Annotated in this window: 22 protein-coding genes; 12 read left to right on the top strand and 10 right to left on the bottom strand. The window is 65.4% G+C overall.

The window, feature by feature from the left end:
• Positions 1 to 74: 74 nt before the first annotated feature.
• Entirely contained in the window at positions 75 to 671 is a 597-nt protein-coding gene (locus tag K410_RS0134125) for a TetR/AcrR family transcriptional regulator (protein WP_028139028.1), read from the top strand.
• Between the two features lie 16 nt (positions 672 to 687).
• On the opposite strand, the gene K410_RS37665 is transcribed toward K410_RS0134125, so the two are convergent.
• Positions 688 to 834 carry a hypothetical protein gene (locus K410_RS37665; protein ID WP_035685402.1) on the bottom strand — a complete coding sequence of 49 codons (147 nt, stop codon included), beginning with the start codon at positions 832 to 834 and terminating at the stop codon, positions 688 to 690.
• A gap of 187 nt (positions 835 to 1,021) precedes the next feature.
• Here K410_RS37665 and K410_RS0134115 point away from each other — a divergent pair, with 187 nt between their 5' ends.
• The 3 genes from K410_RS0134115 to K410_RS0134105 all read left to right on the top strand — a co-directional run bounded on the left by K410_RS0134115 (position 1,022) and on the right by K410_RS0134105 (position 4,204).
• A complete protein-coding gene (locus K410_RS0134115) occupies positions 1,022 to 1,645 on the top strand; it encodes a shikimate kinase (protein WP_028139027.1) in 624 nt (207 codons plus the stop codon).
• Positions 1,642 to 2,784: a 3-dehydroquinate synthase gene (gene aroB / locus K410_RS0134110; protein ID WP_028139026.1), complete on the top strand. Its 1,143-nt coding sequence runs from the start codon at positions 1,642 to 1,644 to the stop codon at positions 2,782 to 2,784. Before K410_RS0134115 ends, aroB begins: the two co-directional genes overlap by 4 nt.
• Positions 2,785 to 2,851: 67 nt before the next feature.
• Complete coding sequence (locus K410_RS0134105) at positions 2,852 to 4,204, top strand: hemolysin family protein (protein ID WP_028139025.1); 1,353 nt, start codon at positions 2,852 to 2,854, stop codon at positions 4,202 to 4,204.
• A 155-nt stretch (positions 4,205 to 4,359) separates the two neighbouring features.
• Here the strand turns inward: K410_RS0134105 and K410_RS0134100 are convergent, their stop codons facing one another.
• The gene (locus K410_RS0134100) at positions 4,360 to 4,629 is read right to left on the bottom strand and encodes a BolA family protein (RefSeq protein ID WP_028139024.1); all 270 of its coding nucleotides are present in this window, start codon (positions 4,627 to 4,629) and stop codon (positions 4,360 to 4,362) included.
• A 106-nt stretch (positions 4,630 to 4,735) separates the two neighbouring features.
• Here K410_RS0134100 and K410_RS0134095 point away from each other — a divergent pair, with 106 nt between their 5' ends.
• Complete coding sequence (locus K410_RS0134095; RefSeq protein ID WP_028139023.1) at positions 4,736 to 5,368, top strand: J domain-containing protein; 633 nt, start codon at positions 4,736 to 4,738, stop codon at positions 5,366 to 5,368.
• A gap of 86 nt (positions 5,369 to 5,454) precedes the next feature.
• Here the strand turns inward: K410_RS0134095 and K410_RS40105 are convergent, their stop codons facing one another.
• Positions 5,455 to 5,691 (bottom strand): hypothetical protein, encoded by a 237-nt coding sequence (locus K410_RS40105; protein WP_155253816.1) that lies wholly within the window; start codon positions 5,689 to 5,691, stop codon positions 5,455 to 5,457.
• A 150-nt stretch (positions 5,692 to 5,841) separates the two neighbouring features.
• Complete coding sequence (locus tag K410_RS0134090) at positions 5,842 to 6,936, bottom strand: citrate synthase/methylcitrate synthase (RefSeq protein WP_028139022.1); 1,095 nt, start codon at positions 6,934 to 6,936, stop codon at positions 5,842 to 5,844.
• 78 nt (positions 6,937 to 7,014) lie between these two features.
• Between K410_RS0134090 and K410_RS0134085 the strand changes: the two genes are divergently transcribed.
• Positions 7,015 to 8,235, top strand: coding sequence for a citrate/2-methylcitrate synthase (locus K410_RS0134085; RefSeq protein ID WP_028139021.1), 1,221 nt, complete (start codon positions 7,015 to 7,017; stop codon positions 8,233 to 8,235).
• Positions 8,236 to 8,297: 62 nt separating this feature from the next.
• Here K410_RS0134085 and K410_RS0134080 read toward each other — a convergent pair whose 3' ends face one another.
• The 3 genes from K410_RS0134080 to K410_RS0134070 all read right to left on the bottom strand — a co-directional run bounded on the left by K410_RS0134080 (position 8,298) and on the right by K410_RS0134070 (position 9,562).
• The gene (locus tag K410_RS0134080) at positions 8,298 to 8,627 is read right to left on the bottom strand and encodes a type II toxin-antitoxin system PemK/MazF family toxin (RefSeq protein WP_028139020.1); all 330 of its coding nucleotides are present in this window, start codon (positions 8,625 to 8,627) and stop codon (positions 8,298 to 8,300) included.
• Positions 8,614 to 8,826 (bottom strand): antitoxin MazE-like protein, encoded by a 213-nt coding sequence (locus K410_RS0134075; protein ID WP_245269582.1) that lies wholly within the window; start codon positions 8,824 to 8,826, stop codon positions 8,614 to 8,616. The genes K410_RS0134080 and K410_RS0134075 overlap by 14 nt, the downstream gene beginning before the upstream one ends.
• A gap of 76 nt (positions 8,827 to 8,902) precedes the next feature.
• On the bottom strand, positions 8,903 to 9,562 hold the full coding sequence (locus tag K410_RS0134070) for a DedA family protein (RefSeq protein ID WP_028139018.1): 660 nt from the start codon (positions 9,560 to 9,562) through the stop codon (positions 8,903 to 8,905).
• Between the two features lie 313 nt (positions 9,563 to 9,875).
• On the opposite strand from K410_RS0134070, the gene cobS reads away from it, so the two are divergent.
• From cobS to K410_RS0134040, 5 genes are all read left to right on the top strand, one after another.
• Positions 9,876 to 10,859, top strand: coding sequence for a cobaltochelatase subunit CobS (gene cobS, locus K410_RS0134065; RefSeq protein WP_373568102.1), 984 nt, complete (start codon positions 9,876 to 9,878; stop codon positions 10,857 to 10,859).
• 176 nt (positions 10,860 to 11,035) lie between these two features.
• Positions 11,036 to 12,940, top strand: coding sequence for a cobaltochelatase subunit CobT (gene cobT / locus K410_RS0134060; RefSeq protein WP_028139016.1), 1,905 nt, complete (start codon positions 11,036 to 11,038; stop codon positions 12,938 to 12,940).
• Positions 12,937 to 14,031, top strand: coding sequence for an esterase-like activity of phytase family protein (locus K410_RS0134055; RefSeq protein WP_028139015.1), 1,095 nt, complete (start codon positions 12,937 to 12,939; stop codon positions 14,029 to 14,031). The genes cobT and K410_RS0134055 overlap by 4 nt, the downstream gene beginning before the upstream one ends.
• Before the next feature lie 129 nt (positions 14,032 to 14,160).
• The gene (locus K410_RS0134050; protein ID WP_028139014.1) at positions 14,161 to 15,273 is read left to right on the top strand and encodes an NADH:flavin oxidoreductase/NADH oxidase; all 1,113 of its coding nucleotides are present in this window, start codon (positions 14,161 to 14,163) and stop codon (positions 15,271 to 15,273) included.
• A 243-nt stretch (positions 15,274 to 15,516) separates the two neighbouring features.
• Complete coding sequence (locus K410_RS0134040; RefSeq protein ID WP_028139013.1) at positions 15,517 to 15,924, top strand: hypothetical protein; 408 nt, start codon at positions 15,517 to 15,519, stop codon at positions 15,922 to 15,924.
• Positions 15,925 to 16,127: 203 nt separating this feature from the next.
• Here the strand turns inward: K410_RS0134040 and K410_RS0134035 are convergent, their stop codons facing one another.
• The 3 genes from K410_RS0134035 to K410_RS41665 all read right to left on the bottom strand — a co-directional run bounded on the left by K410_RS0134035 (position 16,128) and on the right by K410_RS41665 (position 18,901).
• Positions 16,128 to 16,379: a PilZ domain-containing protein gene (locus K410_RS0134035; RefSeq protein WP_028139012.1), complete on the bottom strand. Its 252-nt coding sequence runs from the start codon at positions 16,377 to 16,379 to the stop codon at positions 16,128 to 16,130.
• Positions 16,380 to 16,738: 359 nt separating this feature from the next.
• Positions 16,739 to 18,064, bottom strand: coding sequence for a T6SS phospholipase effector Tle1-like catalytic domain-containing protein (locus K410_RS0134030; protein ID WP_028139011.1), 1,326 nt, complete (start codon positions 18,062 to 18,064; stop codon positions 16,739 to 16,741).
• A 90-nt stretch (positions 18,065 to 18,154) separates the two neighbouring features.
• A complete protein-coding gene (locus K410_RS41665) occupies positions 18,155 to 18,901 on the bottom strand; it encodes a hypothetical protein (protein ID WP_491136925.1) in 747 nt (248 codons plus the stop codon).
• A 445-nt stretch (positions 18,902 to 19,346) separates the two neighbouring features.
• Between K410_RS41665 and K410_RS0134025 the strand changes: the two genes are divergently transcribed.
• The coding region (locus tag K410_RS0134025) for an IS3 family transposase (RefSeq protein WP_028139010.1) at positions 19,347 to 19,589 on the top strand (243 nt) is incomplete at its 3' end.

Below are 19,589 nucleotides of genomic sequence, written 5' to 3'. Positions count from 1 at the left end.
ACGACTTAGACAACTGGACTGTAAGTGTCTAATTGTCTTTTGACGAATTGGACTCCAACTGTCAATATGTCTCGATGAAGGAAAGCGATCGAAAAGCGGGGGCTATTCTCGACGCGGCTTTGCCCGTCTTCGTCCGCCATGGCTTTCGCAAGACATCGATGGCCGACATTGCGCGCGCGGCCGGCATCTCGCGTGCGGCGCTTTACTTGAGCTTCGGCAGCAAGGAGGAGTTGTTTCGGGCGGGCTCGGCGCGCGCGCATGCCAGAACGATGCAGAGCGTCGAAGCCGCACTCGCCGGGGACGGCGACGTTTTCAGCCGGATCGAGCGGGCGATTGCAGCGTTCCAGCGCGATTTGATCGCGCCATTCGCCGGCAGCGCGGACGCCGCTGAGCTGTTCGATGCCAATATGGCGCTTGCCAACGACATCACGCTGGCCGCGCGCGCCCGGCTGGTGACTCTGCTGGCTCGCGTACTGGCCGATGCGCAAGCAAGCGATGCGATCACATTGGATGATCTCAAGGCGTCGCCGACCGAGCTAGCCGGCATCATCGTGGCGGCGACGGAAGGCATCAAGGAAGCGCAGGTCGCCGGCCACAATCTCCTCGAAGATACGCAGCTGTTCTTGCGCCTGATGCGCCAGGCCCTGACGCGGAGCAAGCGGGCCAGCTGACGGCTCGCAGCGAGCTCTATTTCTTGAGAAACTTATCCGGCGGGATCGTCACCGTCATTTCCCGCGACTTCGGCGTGACGAAGTTGGCCAGCGCGAAGACCACGCCATAGACGATGCCGGCGATCACGGCGACGACCGTCAGGAAGCGGAACAGGCTGGGCATCGGGCAAAGGTCTCGGGGAAGGTTCAGACGGGCAAATTAACCAATGAAATCATCCAACATGTTCGCCGTTTCCTGGCAAGAGTCCTCTGGCGAGGCCCCTTCCGGGGTCGTATAGGTGGCCCAAGCCCTTAAGTGGCCAGCGCGCCGCCCTTTGCGGCAGATCGAGCGGGATCCAATCGAGCAAGACATGTCCGACGCCGCGTTGCCGATACCAGCTTCGCCCGAAGCCGACATCCTGTCGGCACTGGGATCGCGCTCGATCGTGCTCGTCGGTATGATGGGAGTGGGCAAATCCACCATCGGCCGCCGCATGGCGCTCAGGCTCAAGCTGCCCTTCGTCGATGCCGACACCGAGATCGAGACGTCGGCCCAGATGACCATCCCGGAGATCTTCGAGCGCCATGGCGAGGCCTATTTCCGTGACGGCGAGGCGCGGGTGATCGCGCGGCTGCTCGACGGCGGGCCGGTGGTGCTGGCGACCGGCGGCGGCGCCTTCATGCGCGAGGAGACGCGCAAGCGCATCGCGGCAAAGGCGGTGTCGATCTGGCTCAAGGCGGACCACGACGTCATCATGCGCCGCGTGCGCCGCCGCGCCGACCGCCCGCTGCTGCAGACCGCCGATCCCGAGGGAACCGTGACGCGCCTGCTCACCGAGCGCGAGCCGGTCTATGGCCATGCCGACCTCACCATCGCCTCGCGCGACGTGCCGCATGACAGGATCGTCGAGGAATGCATCGAGGCGCTGCGCGCCCATCTTTGCGGCGGACAGGCCGCCGAATCACCTGCCGACGTAGCGAGTGCGTTGAGATGACTGCGCCGTTGAAACATTCCGATCCCGTCAAGGTCGAGGTTGCGCTGGAGAACCGCGCCTACGACATCGTCATCGGCCGCGGCGTGCTGGCCTCGCTCGGCGAGCGGGTCGCAGCCTTGCGGCCGGGCGTGCGCACCGCCATCGTGACCGACCGCACCGTCGCGAAGTACTGGCTCGAGCCCACTGAGGCCTCGCTCGCGGCCAGCGGCATCCCGACCTCGCGCATCGTGGTCGAGGAAGGCGAGATCTCCAAGACCTATGCCGGCCTGGAGAAGGTCAGCGAAGCCCTGATCGCCGCCAAGATCGAGCGCAACGATCTCGTCATCGCGCTCGGCGGCGGCGTGGTCGGCGATCTCGCCGGCTTTGCCGCGGCGATCCTGCGCCGCGGCGTCGATTTCGTGCAGGTGCCGACCTCGCTGCTGGCGCAGGTCGATTCCTCCGTCGGCGGCAAGACCGGCATCAACTCGCCGCAAGGCAAGAACCTGATCGGCGCGTTCCACCAGCCGGTGCTGGTGATCGCCGACACCGCCGTGCTCGACACCTTGTCGCCGCGCCAGTTCCGCGCCGGCTATGCCGAGGTCGCCAAATACGGCGTGCTCGGCGACGAGGCCTTCTTCGCCTGGCTGGAGAAGAACCATGCCGACATCGTCAAGGGCGGCTCCGCGCGCGAGCACGCGATCGCAACCTCCTGCCGCGCCAAGGCCGGCGTGGTCGCCCGCGACGAGCGCGAGACCGGCGAGCGCGCGCTGCTCAATCTCGGCCACACCTTCGGTCATGCGCTGGAAGCGGCGACCGGCTTCTCCGACCGCCTGTTCCACGGCGAGGGCGTCGCGATCGGCATGACGCTGGCGGCGCAGTTCTCCGCGAAGCTCGGCATGATCGGCGAGCAGGACGCCGCGCGCGTCGAGCGGCATCTGATCGAGGCCGGCCTGCCGACCCGCCTGCAGGATATCGCGGGCTTTGCGCAGGAAGGACTTGCCGACGCCGACGCGCTGATGGCGCTGATGGCGCAGGACAAGAAGGTCAAGCGCGGCAAGCTCACCTTCATCCTCTTGGAGGCGGTGGGACGCGCGGTGATCGCCAGGGATGTCGAGCCGGCCCCGGTGCGCGACTTCCTGCAGTCGAAACTATCGCAGTGATGGCGGGACCGTTCAGGCCGGCCGCCCGCGAAACGGCGGGGAATGCCGAGGCGGTCGCGAGGCAAACATGAATTCGATCTCGATCAATCTGCTGCTGGCGGTCCTCCTGCTCGCCGCCAACGCGTTTTACGTGGCTGCGGAATTTGCGCTGGTGAAGAGCCGCGGCTTTCGCGTCAAGGCCATGGTCGAGCAGAATCGCTTCGGCGCCCGCCTGCTGCAGACGATGATGGGAAACATCGAATCCTATCTCGCCTGCTGCCAGCTCGGCATCACCATGGCGTCCCTCGGGCTCGGCTGGATCGGCGAGCCGACCGTGTCGGCGCTGCTGAGCCCGATCCTAGAGCCGCTCGGCCTGACGGAGGCCACGCTGCACTTCGTCTCGTTCGTGGCGGGTTTCCTGGTCTTCTCGTCGCTGCATATCATCATCGGCGAGCAGGTGCCGAAAACGCTTGCGATCAGGGAGCCGATGCCGGTGTCGCAGTGGATCGCCTATCCGCTGCATGTCTCCTACCTGGTGTTCTATCCGCTCAGCTGGTGTCTCAACGCGGCGTCGAGCGCGATCCTGCGCCTGATCGGGGTCCAGGAATTTTCGCAGCACGAGATCCTGACGGATTCCGAGATCGAGGGCCTGGTCGAGGAATCGGCCGTGCACGGCAAGATCGAGAGCGGCGAGGCCGAATACATTCACAACGTCTTTCGCCTCGGCGAGCTGACCGTGTCCGACGTGATGGTTCATCGCACCGCCATGGTGATGATCAACGCCGACCTGCCGCCGGAGGAGCTGGTGCGTGAGGTGCTGGCGACCGAATACACCCGCATTCCGCTGTGGCGCGACAAGTCGGAGAACATCATCGGCATCCTGCACGCCAAGGATCTGTTGCGGGCCATCCGCGCTTCGGAGGGCGATACCTCGCGCATCGACGTCACCACCATCATGCTGCCGCCCTGGTTCGTGCCGGAAATGCGGCCGATCTCCCAACAGCTCAAGGCGTTCCGCCGCCGCAAGACCCATTTCGCGCTGGTCGTCGACGAGTACGGCGAGGTCGAAGGCCTCGTGACGCTGGAAGACATTCTGGAGGAGATCGTCGGCGACATCTCCGACGAGCACGACGTGGTGGTCGCCGGCGTACGCCGCCAGCCCGACGGCTCCGTCGTGGTCGACGGCTCGGTGCCGATCCGCGATCTCAACCGCGCGCTGGACTGGCACCTGCCCGACGAAGAGGCAACAACGGTCGCCGGCCTCGTCATTCACGAGGCGCGCTCGATCCCCGACCGCGGCCAGAGCTTCACCTTCCACGGTTTCCGCTTCCGCGTGCTCCGCCGCGAGCGCAACCGCATCACCGCGCTCCGTATTTCACCGGTCGCACGCGAGGCGGAGCTGGAAGAGGCGAAGCCGAGACGGGCGGGGACGTCGTTCTGACGTAGTGGTTTTGCACCCGGACGTTCCATAGCGTCATGGCCGGGCTTGACCCGGCCATCCACGTCTTACTGGTCGCACCAAGAACGTGGATGCCCGGGACAAGCCCGGGCATGACGACCATTCGTGATCATGTTCAAGCCCGCCAGAAGGAAGAGCTAGCCTTCCCCCGGCGCCTTGGCCTGGATCGCCAGCGCATGCACACCGCCGGCGAGTTCCGCGGCCAGCGCCGAATTTATCATGCGATGACGCTCGACCCGGCTCTTCCCTTTGAAGGCCGCAGACACGATATAGACGCGGAAGTGTGTCTCACCGCCCGGCCGATGGCCGGAATGGCCCTCATGCAAATGTGACTCGTCGACGACTTGCAGGCTTTCCGGCGTGAAAGCTTCCTGCAACTTGTTGCTGATAGTGTCGCGCATAGCCATGTTGTGCCATTCGGGTGCAGAGATCTCGCCCCGTTAATTGCCGGGTTTGCGGCGAATTGCAATGTCAAGACTTGAACGTTTTTGCATTGCGTAGTCAAAGTCAGCCATGCCGATCGATTCATCAAAATTCTTCGACTCCATCCGCGTCAAGCCGCGGGGCAAGCAGCCGGACGTGAAGCCGCGCGACACCGCCGTCGGCTGCGAGTGGGCGGGGTGTCAGAACAAGGGCGCGCATCGTGCGCCCAAGGGCCGCGAGAACCAGCGCGAGTACTGGCACTTCTGCCTGGATCACGTGCGCGAGTACAACCAGAACTACAATTTCTTCTCCGGCATGAATGCCGACGCCGTCGCGCGCTACCAGAAGGATGCGCTGACCGGTCACCGCCCGACCTGGAAGATGGGCGCCAATGGCGGCAAGAAGGGTGCGGAAGCCGAGATCGACATGGCGTCCGATCCGTTCAGCATGTTCAGTGAGATCAACGGCCGCGCCAGCTGGCGCAAGGGCCCCGAAGCCGCGCCCAAGGCCGAGACGCGCAAGGTGATGAACGCCGAGCGCAAGGCGCTGCTGGTCATGGGCCTCGGCCCCAGCGCCACGCTCGCCGACGTCAAGACCAAGTACAAGGCGCTGGTGAAGCAGCACCATCCCGACGCCAATGGCGGCGACCGCTCCACCGAGGACCGCCTGATCGAGATCATCAAGGCGTATAATTATCTGAAGACGGTGGTGCGGGAGGCGTAAGGTGCGGGAGGCATCCTAGCCTCCACCGATGCGTTCCACGCTCAAGATGAATGCCGTCCGCCCGGAAGCGGACGGCACCATCGACGTCACCTCACCCGGCAGACGCGTACGCGCTTGACGATGCGGCGCCCGTGATAGCCGCGCTTGACGACGGTGCGTACCGTGCAGACCCTTCGCGGAGCGTAATGATAGCGAGCGTTCACGACGTCCGCTGAGACAGCAGCGCTGGGCATCGGATGAGCCGTCAGCGCATGGGCTGGCATTGCGAGTGACGACAGAGCGAGCAGCGTTCCTGCAGCGAGGGCGTAGGAGAGTTTCTTCATTATCATTCCTTTGTTGCTTGCCCCTGAAAGCATTCGGGGCAAGCATGAATGCGCGGCGCGCGCTATCGTTCCGGATCGCCTGCTGAACCTTCGTCGCATGCGCGCAGAAAGCCCGGTTGACGGATTCGGCAGGCCGGAGGTCGCTCGCGATCAGTCCGCAGGCACCGCGCCCACATAGGACGAGCTCGGCCTGATCAGGCGTCCTGTCCGCTGCTGCTCGCGCGCATGTGCGGTCCAGCCTGCGGCCCGCGCGACAGCGAAAATCGGCGTGAACGCCTGCCTTGGAATCGCCAGCGCATCGAGCAGGATCGCGGTGAAGAACTCCACATTGGTCTCCAGCGGCCGCTCCGGATTCTTCTTGCGCAGCGCGCTGCGGATATAGGCCTCGACCTCGCCGGCGAAGGGCAGGTCGGCGCCATCAGCGGAAAGCCGCTCGATCGCCGCCTTCAGCACGTCGGCGCGCGGATCGCGCACGCGATAGACGCGATGGCCGAATCCCATCAGCCGCTCGCCGCGCGCGAGCGCTGCATCGACCCACGGCTTGATCCGCTCGCTCGTGCCGATCGCGTCGAGCATTTCCAGCACCGGCTCCGGCGCACCGCCGTGGAGCGGACCGGTGAGGGCGCAATAACCGGCCGTGACGGCGGCGAACAGATCGGCCTGCGTCGAGGCCACCACGCGCGTGGCGAAGGTCGATGCATTCATGCCGTGATCGCAGACGGTGACGAAATAGGCGTCGAGCGCGGCAACCTCGCGCGGCTCAGGCGAGGCGTCGCGCAGCATGCGCAGCGTGTCGGCGGCATGGCCGGCATTCGGATCGGGCGCGATCGGATCGAGTCCCTTGGCGCGGCGGACCAGCGCGCCGGCGATCACCGGAAACGCGCCGACGATGGTGGCTTCATGCACAAGGCCGTGTTCGGCGCGAAGCCCCGCGACCGCGGCGCGAAATCCGTCGATGATGCCCATGCCGCGCGTTGGCGGCAGCAGGTCTGGCAGGCGTGCGAAGGCACGCTCGCGCGCCGCGCCCAGGCTTGCGCGCACATTGGCCTCGCTCAAGCTGGTCCCGCTGGCGCCGTTCCAGAGCCGGGCGGTGACGCCCTCGAAGCTCGACTGGCTCGCCAGCCGGCCGACATGCTCCCCCGCAATGATCAGCTCGCCGCGCTCGCCATCGACATGGCTCAGCACGGTCTCGGCCGCGGGAACGCCGTCCAACCCGATCTGGCTCTTGGTGAGGTGGATATTCATGGCCCAAATCTCCTGTTCACGGAGCAGACAAGGTCAGGCCTCTCGACACGTTGATCAATCTTGATTACATCAATCAATATGAAAAATCCGGAAGGACTCTATCTCTCCGCCCGGGAGGCCGCAGCCGAGCTCGCGATCTCGCCGGCCACGCTCTACGCCTATGTCAGCCGCGGCCTGATCCGCTCCGAGCCGACGCCGGACTCGCGGAAGAACCGCTACCGTGCCGAGGACGTCCGGGCGCTGAAGGAGCGCCGGGTGCCGTCGCCGGAGCCGCGCGGCCTGCGCAGCTTCGACGCCGATCTGCCGGTGATGGACACCGAGATCTCGACCATCACGGAGGAGGGCGCGATCTACCGCGGCGTAAACTGCGTCGATCTCTCCGAGAACGGCACGCTGGAGCACGCCGCGACGCTGCTCTGGGATGTCTCCGACGTCGATCCTTTCGCCCCCGACAACCAACCTGAGCTCTCCGAGGAGATGCGCGCGATCGCCACGGCCGCACGCCGCACGGTGCCGATCGACCGCGCCATCGCCGTGTTCGCGCTGGCCGCCAGCGCCGATCCCCGCGCCTTTACCCGCGCGCCCGACGGCCGCGCCATGGTCGGCGCGCGCATCGTCCGGCTGCTGGTGGCGACCATGCTCAATGCCGAGCCCGCGGCCGTGCCGTTGCATCAGCAGATCGCAAAGGCCTGGGCGCCCGAGCACAAGCATGCGCCCGACCTGATCCGCCGCGCCCTCGTCCTGCTGGCCGACCACGAGCTGAACGCCTCGACCTTCACCGCGCGCTGCGCGGCCTCGACCGGCCTCAACCTGTACGATGCCGTGATCGCCGGCCTCGCCGCGCTGAAGGGGCCGCAGCATGGCGGCGCCGGCGTGCTGGCCTCGCAGCTCGTCAAGACGCTGATCGACCGCGACGTCGAGCCCATGGTGCGCGAGCGCGTCGCGCTCGGCGAGCGTTTTGCCGGCTTTGGCCACGGCGTCTACAAGCGCGGCGATCCGCGCGCGCAGTCGCTGCTCAACGCGCTGTCACGCGCCGGCGCGCCGCGCAAATTCACCCGCGAGGTGCCGGAGCGGATCGCGGAAGCCACCGGCGAGTTCGTCAACATCGACTATGCGCTCGCCGTGCTCGTGCACGCGCTGCGCCTGCCCGGAGGCAGCGAGCTCGCCCTGTTCGCGATGGCCCGCAGCGTCGGCTGGATCGCCCATGCCAGCGAGCAATTGCAGTTCGGCAAGCTGATCCGGCCGAGGGCAAGGTATGTGGGGCCGGCGCCGGGACGGAGGGCGGGGGCTGCTGGTTAGAGTCGCTGTGGCCGTTTTGGGACAGCGAGGATACGTACCGTGCAGTCATCGATTGAGCGCGCTCAGTCAGCAAGCCCCAACACGAACGCCAATGCGTTCCCGAGTCGAGCCATGTCCTGGTTGCCGAGACGCCCGATCTTCTGTCCGATCCGTTCGCGTCTTACAGTGGTCGGCTTGTCGGCGATTGCTTGCGATCTGAGTCGCAATCCGTTCTCGCGGGTTGGCTCGATGGTCACGCGAAAGTCCGGGGCGTCGGCCAGTTCGGAGGTGAGCTGGCAGATCACGACGGAGGCATGGGTTTCGGGGAACGCATCGCTCTGCAGGATAACCGCCGGACGAGGCTTGCCGTAATCGCCGGTCGCAGCCACGGTCACCACGTCACCGCGTCGCATCTGCATCAAACTCCGAGATCGACTCGATCCACTGCAGCGCGCCGTGCTCGCGTTCGGGATCGAGGCTGGCGACCTGCTTCGCCACCCGTCGTCGAACTGACCGCGAGCGGGCATCGGCCACGACGAGGCGCAGTTCGCGCAATCCGCGGGCGCGTCGCCGCTGGCGCATCATTCTCATTCGCTCTGCAGGCGCCGTCATCGGGATACTCCCTTTGTAACGCGTTACACTGTATCGCGTTACGGACCTGGTGACAAGAAGCGGTCTTGTTGGGCTATCACCGCCGCGGCTTCGCCGCCGCGACACTGCCGCCATTCCTTCGGCGATAAATCCACGCTGCCGTCCCCAGGACGATCGCAGTCCCCACCACGGTCAGCATCCAGATGTGCTTGCCGACGTGCGCGTGATAATGCAGCCCGGCATATTCGTGCAGCGCCGACACCGCCAGCACGCCCGGCAGCACATGGGCGGGCGCCCAGGCCAGGATGGCCGGGATGTTCACCGCGTAGAATCTTGCGGGCGCCATTCCCAGCGCGCCCGCGGTCACCGGCACGAAGGCCCGGATCGGCGGCACGAAGCGGGCGAAGAACACGGCCCAGGTGCCGAAGCGGTTGAAGAAGCTCTCGCTCTCGGCGACCACGCGCGGATAATTGGTCAGCGGCCAGGTGTTGAGGATCTCGCGCTGGCGCTGGTGCCCGATCCAGTAGGCCGAGCCGTCGCCGAGCACCGCGCCGAGCGCGGCCGCCAGCAACACCCATTGCAGCTTGAGTTCGCCGCCCGGCACCAGGGCACTGAGCGCCAGGATGATGGTCGAGCCGGGAATCACCGAGCCCACCACCGGGACGGCTTCGAGCAGCGCCGCCAGGAACAGGGTCAGATAGGCCAGCCACGGATGGGCGGAGACGAAGGATATGAGGGGATCGAGAAAGGACGTCACGTCGTCTCTGGCGGGCTGGAGCACGGAGCTTTCCGACCCTACATAAGTAAGGGCATGCAGCCAAAGCGCCATTCGCGGCGGCGGCTCCCCAGCGAACCCGCCCGAATTTGGGCGTGATTCGCAAGGCAGCCCTCCAAAAACTGCGTTCCTTGCCTATCTAAATGAAAAGACAACGGAACTTTGATTGGCGGGCGGGCTTCTGCCGGCCATCTGTCTCTGCTAGGTTGAGTTTCAGCACCCAGCCGCAGCCAACGTGCGAATAACCGGTTTCGGGACCGCCCGGGACCTCGGAGGATTGATGACGACCGCCGCCATGTCCAAAGTTGAGGAAGTTTCCGGTCTGCCCGACATGAAGGTGTCGGTGCGCCAGGTGTTCGGGATCGACAGCGATCTCGAAGTGCCGGCCTATTCCGAAGTCGATCCTCATGTGCCCGAAGTCGATTCCGATTACCGCTTCGACCGCGCCACCACGCTCGCCATTCTCGCGGGCTTTGCCCGCAACCGCCGCGTGATGGTGACCGGCTATCACGGCACCGGCAAATCCACCCATATCGAGCAGGTCGCGGCGCGCCTGAACTGGCCCTGCGTGCGCGTCAACCTCGACAGCCACATCAGCCGTATCGACCTCGTCGGCAAGGATTCCATCGTGGTCCGCGACGGCAAGCAGGTCACCGAATTCCGTGACGGCATCCTGCCCTGGGCGCTGCAGCACAACGTCGCGCTGGTGTTCGACGAATACGACGCCGGCCGCCCGGACGTGATGTTCGTGATCCAGCGCGTGCTCGAAGTCTCGGGACGCCTGACGCTGCTCGACCAGAACAAGGTGATCAAGCCGCACCCGGCGTTCCGGCTGTTTGCGACCGCCAACACGGTTGGCCTCGGCGACACCTCGGGCCTCTATCACGGCACCCAGCAGATCAACCAGGGCCAGATGGACCGCTGGTCGATCGTCACCACGCTGAACTATCTCAGCCATGACGAGGAAGTGGAGATCGTGCTGGCCAAGGCCAAGCACTATCGCACCAGCGAAGGCCGCGACATCGTCAACAAGATGGTGCGCCTTGCCGATCTCACCCGCAACGCCTTCGCCAACGGCGACCTGTCGACGGTGATGAGCCCGCGCACGGTGATCACCTGGGCGGAGAACGCCGACATCTTCGGCGATATCGGCTTTGCCTTCCGCGTCACCTTCCTCAACAAGTGCGACGAGCTCGAGCGTCCCCTGGTCGCCGAGTTCTACCAGCGCTGCTTCAACGCCGAGCTGCCGGAATCGGCGGTCAACGTGGCGCTGAGCTGAGGTGTGGGATGTCGTCCCGGACAAGCGCAGCGCAGATCCGGGACCCATAACCACAGGCCGTGGTTTTGCGAAGAACGGGGCCGTCAGTATCTCACTAACTGCTCCCTGTGGTTATGGGTCCCCGCTTTCGCGGGGACGACGGCTCAAGTTGAGCTTGGGACGACGGTGAGATCGAGATGAGCACCACCTCCAACTCCAAATTCCGCAGCAGCAAGGAAGCGCCGACCGAGCCGTTCAAGCGCTCAGTCGCCTCCTGCCTGAAGGCGATCGCCAAGGCGCCGGAGCTCGACGTCTCCTTCGCCGCCGAGCGGCCGGGCCTCGCGCCCGGCAAGGCGCGGCTGCCCGAGCCGGCGCGCAAGATGACCAAGCGTGATGCCGCGATCGTGCGCGGCCATGCCGATTCCATCGCGCTCAAGCTCGCCTGTCATGATGCCAAGCTGCATCGCAAGCTGATGCCGGGCAATCCGCAGGCGCGCGGCGTGTTCGAGGCGGTGGAGCAGGCGCGGGTCGAGGCGATCGGCGCGCGCCGCATGGCGGGCGTGGCCAAGAACCTCACCGCGATGCTCGACGACCATTTCCATCGCGGCAAGTTCGACGAGATCACCGACCGCGCCGATGCCCCGCTCGCCGACGCCCTGGCGATGCTGGTGCGCGAGCGCCTCACCGGCATGGCGCCGCCGACCGCCGCCAAGAAGATGGTCGACCTCTGGCGTCCGATCCTCGAAGACAAGATCGGCAAGCGGCTCGACCGGCTCGACAGCCTCGTCGAGGACCAGACCAGGTTCGGCGATGCCGTGCATGACCTGCTGACCGCGCTCGAGCTCGGCGACGAGCGCAACGCCGACAGCGAGGACGACGAGAACGACGACGAGAACCAGGACGGCGACAACGACCAGTCCGGCGCCGAGGGCTCGCCCGATTCCGATGCCGCGCAGGAGATGAGCGCCGACCAGGCCCAGGCGACATCGGAGGAGATGAGCGAGAGCGCGATGGAAAGCGCGCAGGCCTCGACCTCCGACAGCTTCGACGACGGCGAGCTCGGCGACGACGAGACGCCGGGCGAGGCGACGCGTCCGAACCAGCACGGCAAGAACGAGCCGCGCGGGCCGGAATACCACGCCTTCGCGCCCAAATTCGACGAGGTCATCGCCGCCGAGGACCTCTGCGACCATGACGAGCTGGAGCGGCTGCGCGCCTATCTCGACAAGCAGCTGGCGCATCTGCAGGGCATCGTCGCCCGTCTCGCCAACCGCCTGCAGCGCCGCCTGATGGCGCAGCAGAACCGCGCCTGGGAGTTCGACCTCGAAGAGGGCATTCTGGACCCCGCGCGGCTGTCGCGCGTCGTCACTGATCCCTATCATCCGCTGTCCTTCATGCACGAGAAGGAAGCGACGTTCCGCGACACCGTGGTGACGCTGCTGCTCGACAATTCCGGCTCGATGCGCGGCCGCCCGATCACGGTCGCCGCCACCTGCGCCGACATCCTGGCGCGCACGCTGGAGCGTTGCGGCGTCAAGGTCGAGATTCTGGGCTTCACCACGCGCGCCTGGAAGGGCGGGCAATCGCGCGAGGCGTGGCTGGCCGCCGGCAAGCCGGCCAATCCCGGCCGCCTCAACGATCTCCGCCACATCATCTACAAGTCCGCCGACGCCCCCTGGCGTCGTGCGCGCAAGAATCTCGGCCTGATGATGCGCGAGGGGCTTCTGAAGGAGAACATCGACGGCGAGGCGCTGGATTGGGCGCACAAGCGCCTGCTCGGCCGGCCCGAGCAGCGCAAGATCCTGATGATGATCTCGGACGGTGCGCCTGTCGACGATTCCACGCTGTCGGTCAATCCCGGCAACTATCTCGAGCGGCACCTGCGCTACATAATCGAGGAGATCGAGACCCGCTCGCCGGTCGAGCTGATCGCGATCGGCATCGGCCATGACGTGACGCGCTATTATCGCCGCGCGGTGACGATCGTGGATGCGGAAGAGCTCGGCGGCGCCATCACCGAGAAGCTCGCCGAGCTGTTCAGCGAGACCGCCACGGCGCCCACGCAAGCACCCGCTCGGCCGCGACGCAAATTGCATTCGTGAGCGCGCAATCATCCCGCCGCAGCTTCCTCGGGCTTGCTGCGGCGGGATTCTCCACTTTCGCAGCCTCCCGCATGGCGCTGGCGCAAGCCGCGGCCGAGCCGCCGGCGCGCCCGCTTGCGATCGAGAACGCCGTCACCGATCCGGTCAGCGTCGAGGTCAATGCGCGCGCCATTCCCAATTTCGAGCCGCGTGACCGCACGCGCACGCGCTTCGGCTCGCTGGAGTACCGCAGCGGCCTGGTGCTGACCTCGCCCTATCGCGGCTTCGGCGGCCTGTCCGGCATCCGGCTCGATTCCAGGGGCGAGCGCTTCCTCGCGGTCTCCGACCAGGGCGGCTGGTTCACCGGCCGCATCCGCTATGCCGACGGCAAGATGACCGGCCTCGACGAGGTCGAGGCCGCGCCGCTGTTAGGGGCCGAGGGCCGGCCGATCACCGAAAAGCGGCTGTGGTGGGATTCGGAAGCGATCGCGCGCGACGGCAGCCTCGTCTATGTCGGGCTCGAGCGCGTCAACCAGATCCTGCGCTATGATTTTGCCAAGGGCGGCACGCGCGCCCGCGGCGAGGTGATGCCGGTGCCGGCGGGCGTACGCAAGCTGCCCTCCAACAAGGGGCTGGAGGCGCTGGTCGTCGTGCCCCAAGGAAAGGACAAAGGCAAGGACCAGAACCTGCCGCTGGCGGGCACCCTGATCGCCTTCTCCGAGCGCGGCCTCGATGCCGACGGCAATCTCACGGCGTTCCTGATCGGCGGCCCCACGCCCGGCCAGTTCAGCGTGCGCCGCATCGACAAATACGACATCAGCGACGCCGTGCTGCTGCCAAGCGGCGAGCTTCTGATCCTCGAGCGCAAATTCTCCTGGTTCACCGGCGTCAACATCCGCATCCGCTCGATCCCCCTGAAGGCGATCGCGCCGGGCGCGCTGGTCGACGGCCCCGCGCTGTTCGTCGCCGATCTCGGCCACGAGATCGACAACATGGAAGGCATCGACGCCCACGTCACGCCCGAGGGCGAGACCGTGCTGACGCTGATCTCCGACGACAATTTCTCGATGCTGCAGCGGACCCTGCTGCTGCAATTCACGCTGGCGGAGTAGGGCGTCGCATCCAGCGACCGCGCGCAATGCGTGCCGCCACTACCCGCCATTCCTCGCGTGCCGCTGGCAATCCGCCGCTCGCCCACTAAACTCTCTGCACAATCCTCTCATCCCCCGGAACCTCCCCGCATGTCCGTCCTGTTCTCCCCGATCAAGCTGCGCGGCCTGACCTTGAAGAACCGCGTGGTGGTGTCGCCGATGTGCCAATATTCGGCCCATGACGGCGTCGCCAACGACTGGCACTTCACCCACATCAACAATCTCAGCCTGTCGGGCGCGGCGATGTTCTGCATCGAGGCGACCCATGTCGAGGCGATCGGCCGCATCACGCCGGGCTGTCTCGGGCTCTACAGCGATGCCTGCGAGGCCGCGCTCGAGCCGATCCTCGCCTCGGTGCGCAAGCATTGCTCCACCGCGATCGCGATGCAGCTCGCCCATGCCGGCCGCAAAGCCAGCAGTGCGCGGCCCTGGGACGGCGGCCAGCTGATTCCGGAAAGCCAGGGCGGCTGGCGGACGGTGGCCCCGTCGGCGGTGCCGCACAAGGAGGGCGAGGCCGCCCCGCTCGCGCTCGATGCCGCGGGCCTGAAGCGCATCCGCGAGGCCTTCGTCGACAGCGCGAAGCGCGCCGCGCGCCTCGGCATCGACGCCATCGAGCTCCATGGCGCGCACGGCTATCTCATGCATCAATTCCTCTCGCCGATCTCCAACAGGCGCACCGACGAATATGGCGGCAGCCTGGAGAACCGCATGCGCTTTCCGCTGGAGGTGTTCGACGCGGTGCGCGCCGCATTCCCCGCGAGCAAGCCGGTCGGCATGCGGGTGTCCTCGACCGACTGGGTCGAGGGCGGCTGGGACCTGGCGCAGACCATTGCATTCGCCAACGCCTTGAAGGCGCGCGGCGTCGACTGGATCGATGCCTCCTCCGGCGGCGTTTCGCCGCTGCAGAAGATCCCGCTCGGCCCCGGCTACCAGGTGCAGTTCGCCGAAGCCATCAAGCGCGAGACCGGGCTGCCCACCATCGCCGTCGGCCTGATCACGGAAGCGAGGCAGGCCGAGGAGATCGTCGCATCGGGGAAGGCCGACATGGTCGCGCTCGCCCGCGGCATGCTCTACGACCCGCGCTGGGCCTGGCACGCCGCCGCCGAGCTCGGCGGCGAGGTCGAAGCCCCGCCGCAATATTGGCGCTCGCAGCCCTCCACGCAAAAGGCGCTGTTCGGCAAGACCACGTTCGGGGCGCGGTGAACTCTTCATCTCCAGCGCGAGCGTAGCTCGTCGGCAGGAGCCATTGAGGAGGTCGTCATGCCCGGGCTTGTCCCGGGCATCCACGCTCTTCGTACCGTGGTTCAGGACGTGGATGGCCGGGACAAGCCCGGCCATGACGGAAAGGCAATCGAGGCCTTCCAAACCCTCCGTAACTCCCCCGAGCTTCCACGCCCTGCGAAACTGGCCTAACCTCGCGCCAGGTGAGGCAACGGAGAGCTGTCCATGCGTTATCCCGTCCGCAAAACGGCTCACATCTTCGAGCGCGTGGGCCTTGCGCTGGCGGGCGCGGCCTGCGGGCTGTTCATCGGCGCCTATGTGGGATCGGCGATCCCGCAGCTCACCACGCAGGGCTTCCTGCTGCTGATGATGCTGCTCGGCGGTATCGGCTTCTATCTCGGCATCGACACGCCGCAGATGCCGTTCGACGACGCGCACAGCCAGATCGACGCCGCGGAATTCCTCAGCGCCGCCGGCACGCTGTTCGCAACGGTCACCGCCTTCGTCTCCGTCGTCGTCATCGTGCTGCGGATCGATCCGCACATGGGCTGGACCTGGCTCGTCTTCGCCGGCTGGATCGCCGGCGTCGCTATGCAGATCATCGCCGGCGCCAAGGCCAGGATGCGGAAGTAGCTCTTGCTTACCCTCCCCTGGAGGGGGAGGGTCGCTGGGCATGTAGCGAAGCGGAATGCGCAGCGGGGTGGGGTGATCTCTCCACACAGGCACTGTTCGTCGTGGAGGCACCGTCACCCCACCCCGCTCGCGCTACGCGCGATCGACCACGGGCGAGCTTCGCTCGTCCCGGACCCCTCCAGGGGAGGGTAAGCAGCCGCCCGCTAAAACACCACGCCGACGCGCGTGCCGCGCTTCCAGGCGATGCGGCAGCGTTTCCTGGTGTTGACGTGCAAGAGCTCGAAGCGGTCGGGAATCTTCACCTGGCCGCCGAGATCGACGCAGGCGCCGCCGGGCGAATAGTCGATCAGCGTGCAGGGGATCACCGGCGCGCGCGCATCGGTGATGATCTTGGCCTGGCGCGATACCAGCCCGGCCGGCTTCACGCGGGCATATTTGCGTGGGAATTGCGGCACGTCTCCTCCAGCTCCGCTCACGGCATGATCCGGAAAAGTGTGAAGCGGTTTCCCGGAAAGATCATGCCGAGCCACAAGTTTCGCGGCGTGTTCGAGAGTCCATGATGACGTGCAGAAGATGCGATCCGGCTAAGCCGCGCGGGAGAATTTTAATGAAAAGTGTCGGCGAAGGAAGAATGTAGCGGTAGCAGGCCACCCTCCCCTGGAGGGGGAGGGTCGATCGCGCAAAGCGCGAGCGGGGTGGGGTGATCTCTCCACCCGGGCCGTGTGGCCGCGGAGGGACCGTCACCCCACCCCGTCCCGCCTCGCTACGCGATGCGAGCCGACCCTCCCCCTCCAGGGGAGGGTAAGCGCTCCCATTACCCCGTCACACTCTCCTCCGCCGCCGGCTCCACCCGCGGCGGCACCGGCATCGGCACCGTCACGTAGTCCTTCGGCATGTTCACCGGCCGGTAGTCCGGCTCCACCGCCATCCGCTTCAGCACGCTCTCATGCACATGCGCGCCGTCGGGGATCAGGCGCGGCTCGCAATCGGGGATGTAGAAGCCGAGAAACACCTTCCGCTCCGGCCATTCCCGGTACTTCGCGCGCTTCGGCACGAACTCCAGCAGCCGCCAGCCCGCATTCATGGAATCGTGCAGCATGCCGGTCTTGCCGGTGTAGGCCGGCGCGACGTATTGAAACGGCGAGTTCTTGCGCTGGATGCCCCAGGCGAGCTGCTTGATGCTCGCGGGGTTGAAGTTCAGCCCCGCCTTCTCCGCCTCCTCGATCATCCACAGCAGCGGATATTTGGAATCCCCGCTCTCGACCTCGGGATAGCCGCCGCCGACGTCGCTGTGCACGCCGGCGAACCACACCTGCAAAATGTCCTGCGGCACCTTCTTCTCATCGGGCACGTAGCGGTTGCTCCAGAACTCCTGCGGCTGTTCGTACTTCTTCAGGCGGAACATGCAGCGCCGCTCGTCGATCGCGATCGCCTGCCGGAAAATCCTGACGCTCGGGTTGCGCAGCGTGAAGGCGAGCTCCTCCAGGCTCGGCCAGAACAGCCGGTCGGCGCGCGGCACGATCACGCTCGCGACACTGTCCCACACGCCGATGAAATGGATGGTCGGCCAGCGCGTCGAGGTGATGCGCGCGAACTGCGCGGCGAGGTCGAACGCGTCCTGCGGCAGCGGCCCCTGCTCGTCGAAAGCGACGCCTTCGAGATCCCTGATGTCGTTGCCGCGCCCGGTGCCGGAATATTGCTTGTAGGCGATCAGCCCGCTGCCTGCGAGGTTCGCCTGCTCCGGCCGGATCAGGCCGATCTTGTGGATCAGCCCCGCCAGCACGCGCACCGTGTAGGCCCCGCGCGAGAAGCCGAACAGATAGATCTTGTCGCCCGGCGCGTAGTGCTCGACCAGGAAGCAATAGGCCGAGAGCACGTTGTCATCGAGCCCGTAGCCGGTGGCGAGCCCCAGCACCAGATTGACGTTGGCCTTGAGGCGATGCCACGTCGTCGGCTCCGTCACCGTGCCGACCCCGGGATCGTAAAACACCATCTGCCGCGGCGACGTCTTCTCGGTCTTGCGCAGGCAGCGATACAGCTTCAGGACGTTGGAGATGTTCTCGGAGATCTCGTTGCCGGTGCCGTCACAGCAGATGACGAGGTTTTTGGGGGAGGGGGTGGGGTCGCGCGCGGAGTCCATGGGATGCGCCTCGGGGGGATGCTACCGGGGCGAGTATAGCGGAAATGCTGCCGTAAGGACCAGCAATTGGGATGTGAAATGTCGTGTTCCCTACTGCACACATCGATCTGCGATCGACTGCGCAGTTTCCCCATCTCCTTTCAGCAACGCTGCTATGGCTTGACGATAGGCTTTCCAGGAAACTCGATCGCAATCCAGAAAGGGGAGCTCAATCTCCAATAGATCGCATGGTTCATGCTTTAGTAAGCCGGCGGCATACGAGCGCCCTCGACGCCGCAGTTGATCTCTTGCGTCCGACGTAATCAGCGACATCGCGATAGCAATTCTGCTTTTCTCACTAAGATTTCGATCCGCGAACGTTACGGAATATAGGGTGTTCGTGATCGACAATCCCTTCATTGCACGAAAAGACAGCCAAGGTAGGGATGTCGACATCCCACTTAAGAATGCGTCGGAATTGCTGGGGATCGACAGTTCATGCCATGAACGTCGCGCAGAAATCTTGTGACTCTTGATATTGCAGCCCCCTTCAAGGCCGTAGTTAAGATACCTTCTAACAGCTGAAATCTCCTTAGTTCGCGTGCTTGGAGTGAACAGCCACACCCGTTCGTTCGCATTCCTTAGTCTTGTCCATTGAGCTTGCGTCATTCTGGAGGAGACTAGGTGTCGCGCGCGCGAGAGGACAGGTGTGAGCGCCGATCGCGGCAATCCAAGCTCTTTCCGACGATCTTCCGTTAGAAGAAAATAGGATGCGTCGCCAGTGACGGCGCCCAAGCGAATTGTAATCAAGTCTCCTAGACGCCGCCGTTGCTGAACGCCGTTGCTCGAGCCGATCATGGCGCTTGATTGCGGATATAGCGATTTTCCTGGGGCCGGCGAGGTTAGAACATCGACTAGCTCCTCGGTCGATGAAACTTCGGCACGAGATATAGTCCCACCTGCTTGCCCTTCCCGAAGTCGACCCCGGGCAATAAGCACAATCGACCCGTCTTGCACGTTCTCCGCGCGAAAGATCGGGTCTCTCGTCCTGTAGGTCTCTATTCTCGAGAAGTATGCAGCTATTGAGCGTCGAAGCGGGGCCGCATAATTGGCAAAATCCCACGCTGCGGGAAGAAGAAAACAAAGACTTCCATCTGTATTCAGAAGCGTGATTGCTGCACATAGGAATGCGTACCAGGCGTTCCCGTTTGCCGTCACTTGCACGTCCCGATCGAGAGATGTTGTGAACTTCCTCCGAATGAGTGGACACCTGTAGTAGGCTCGTTGAGCCTGGAGGTGTTGAATGGAACGTGCACGTCGGTCGTTTACTGAAGAGTACAAGCGCGAGGCGGCGGGGTTGGTGGTGTCGAGCGGCCGCTCGATCGGGTCGGTAGCCAAGGAGCTCGGTCTGCGCGACTCAGTGCTGCGGCGCTGGGTCGATAAGCTCCGGCGCGAGCCGGCATCGGCGGCGTGGCGCCCCACCACGCAGGCGACGCCGATGTCGGCGGACCAGGCTTCGGAACTCGCCGTGTTGCGCCAGGAGAAC

It is taken from the genome of Bradyrhizobium sp. 22 (genome assembly GCF_000482425.1).
GTDB lineage: Bacteria > Pseudomonadota > Alphaproteobacteria > Rhizobiales > Xanthobacteraceae > Bradyrhizobium > Bradyrhizobium japonicum_B.
The sequence above is the reverse complement of the archived record's forward strand: the minus strand, read 5'-3'. Positions and strand labels throughout refer to the sequence as shown.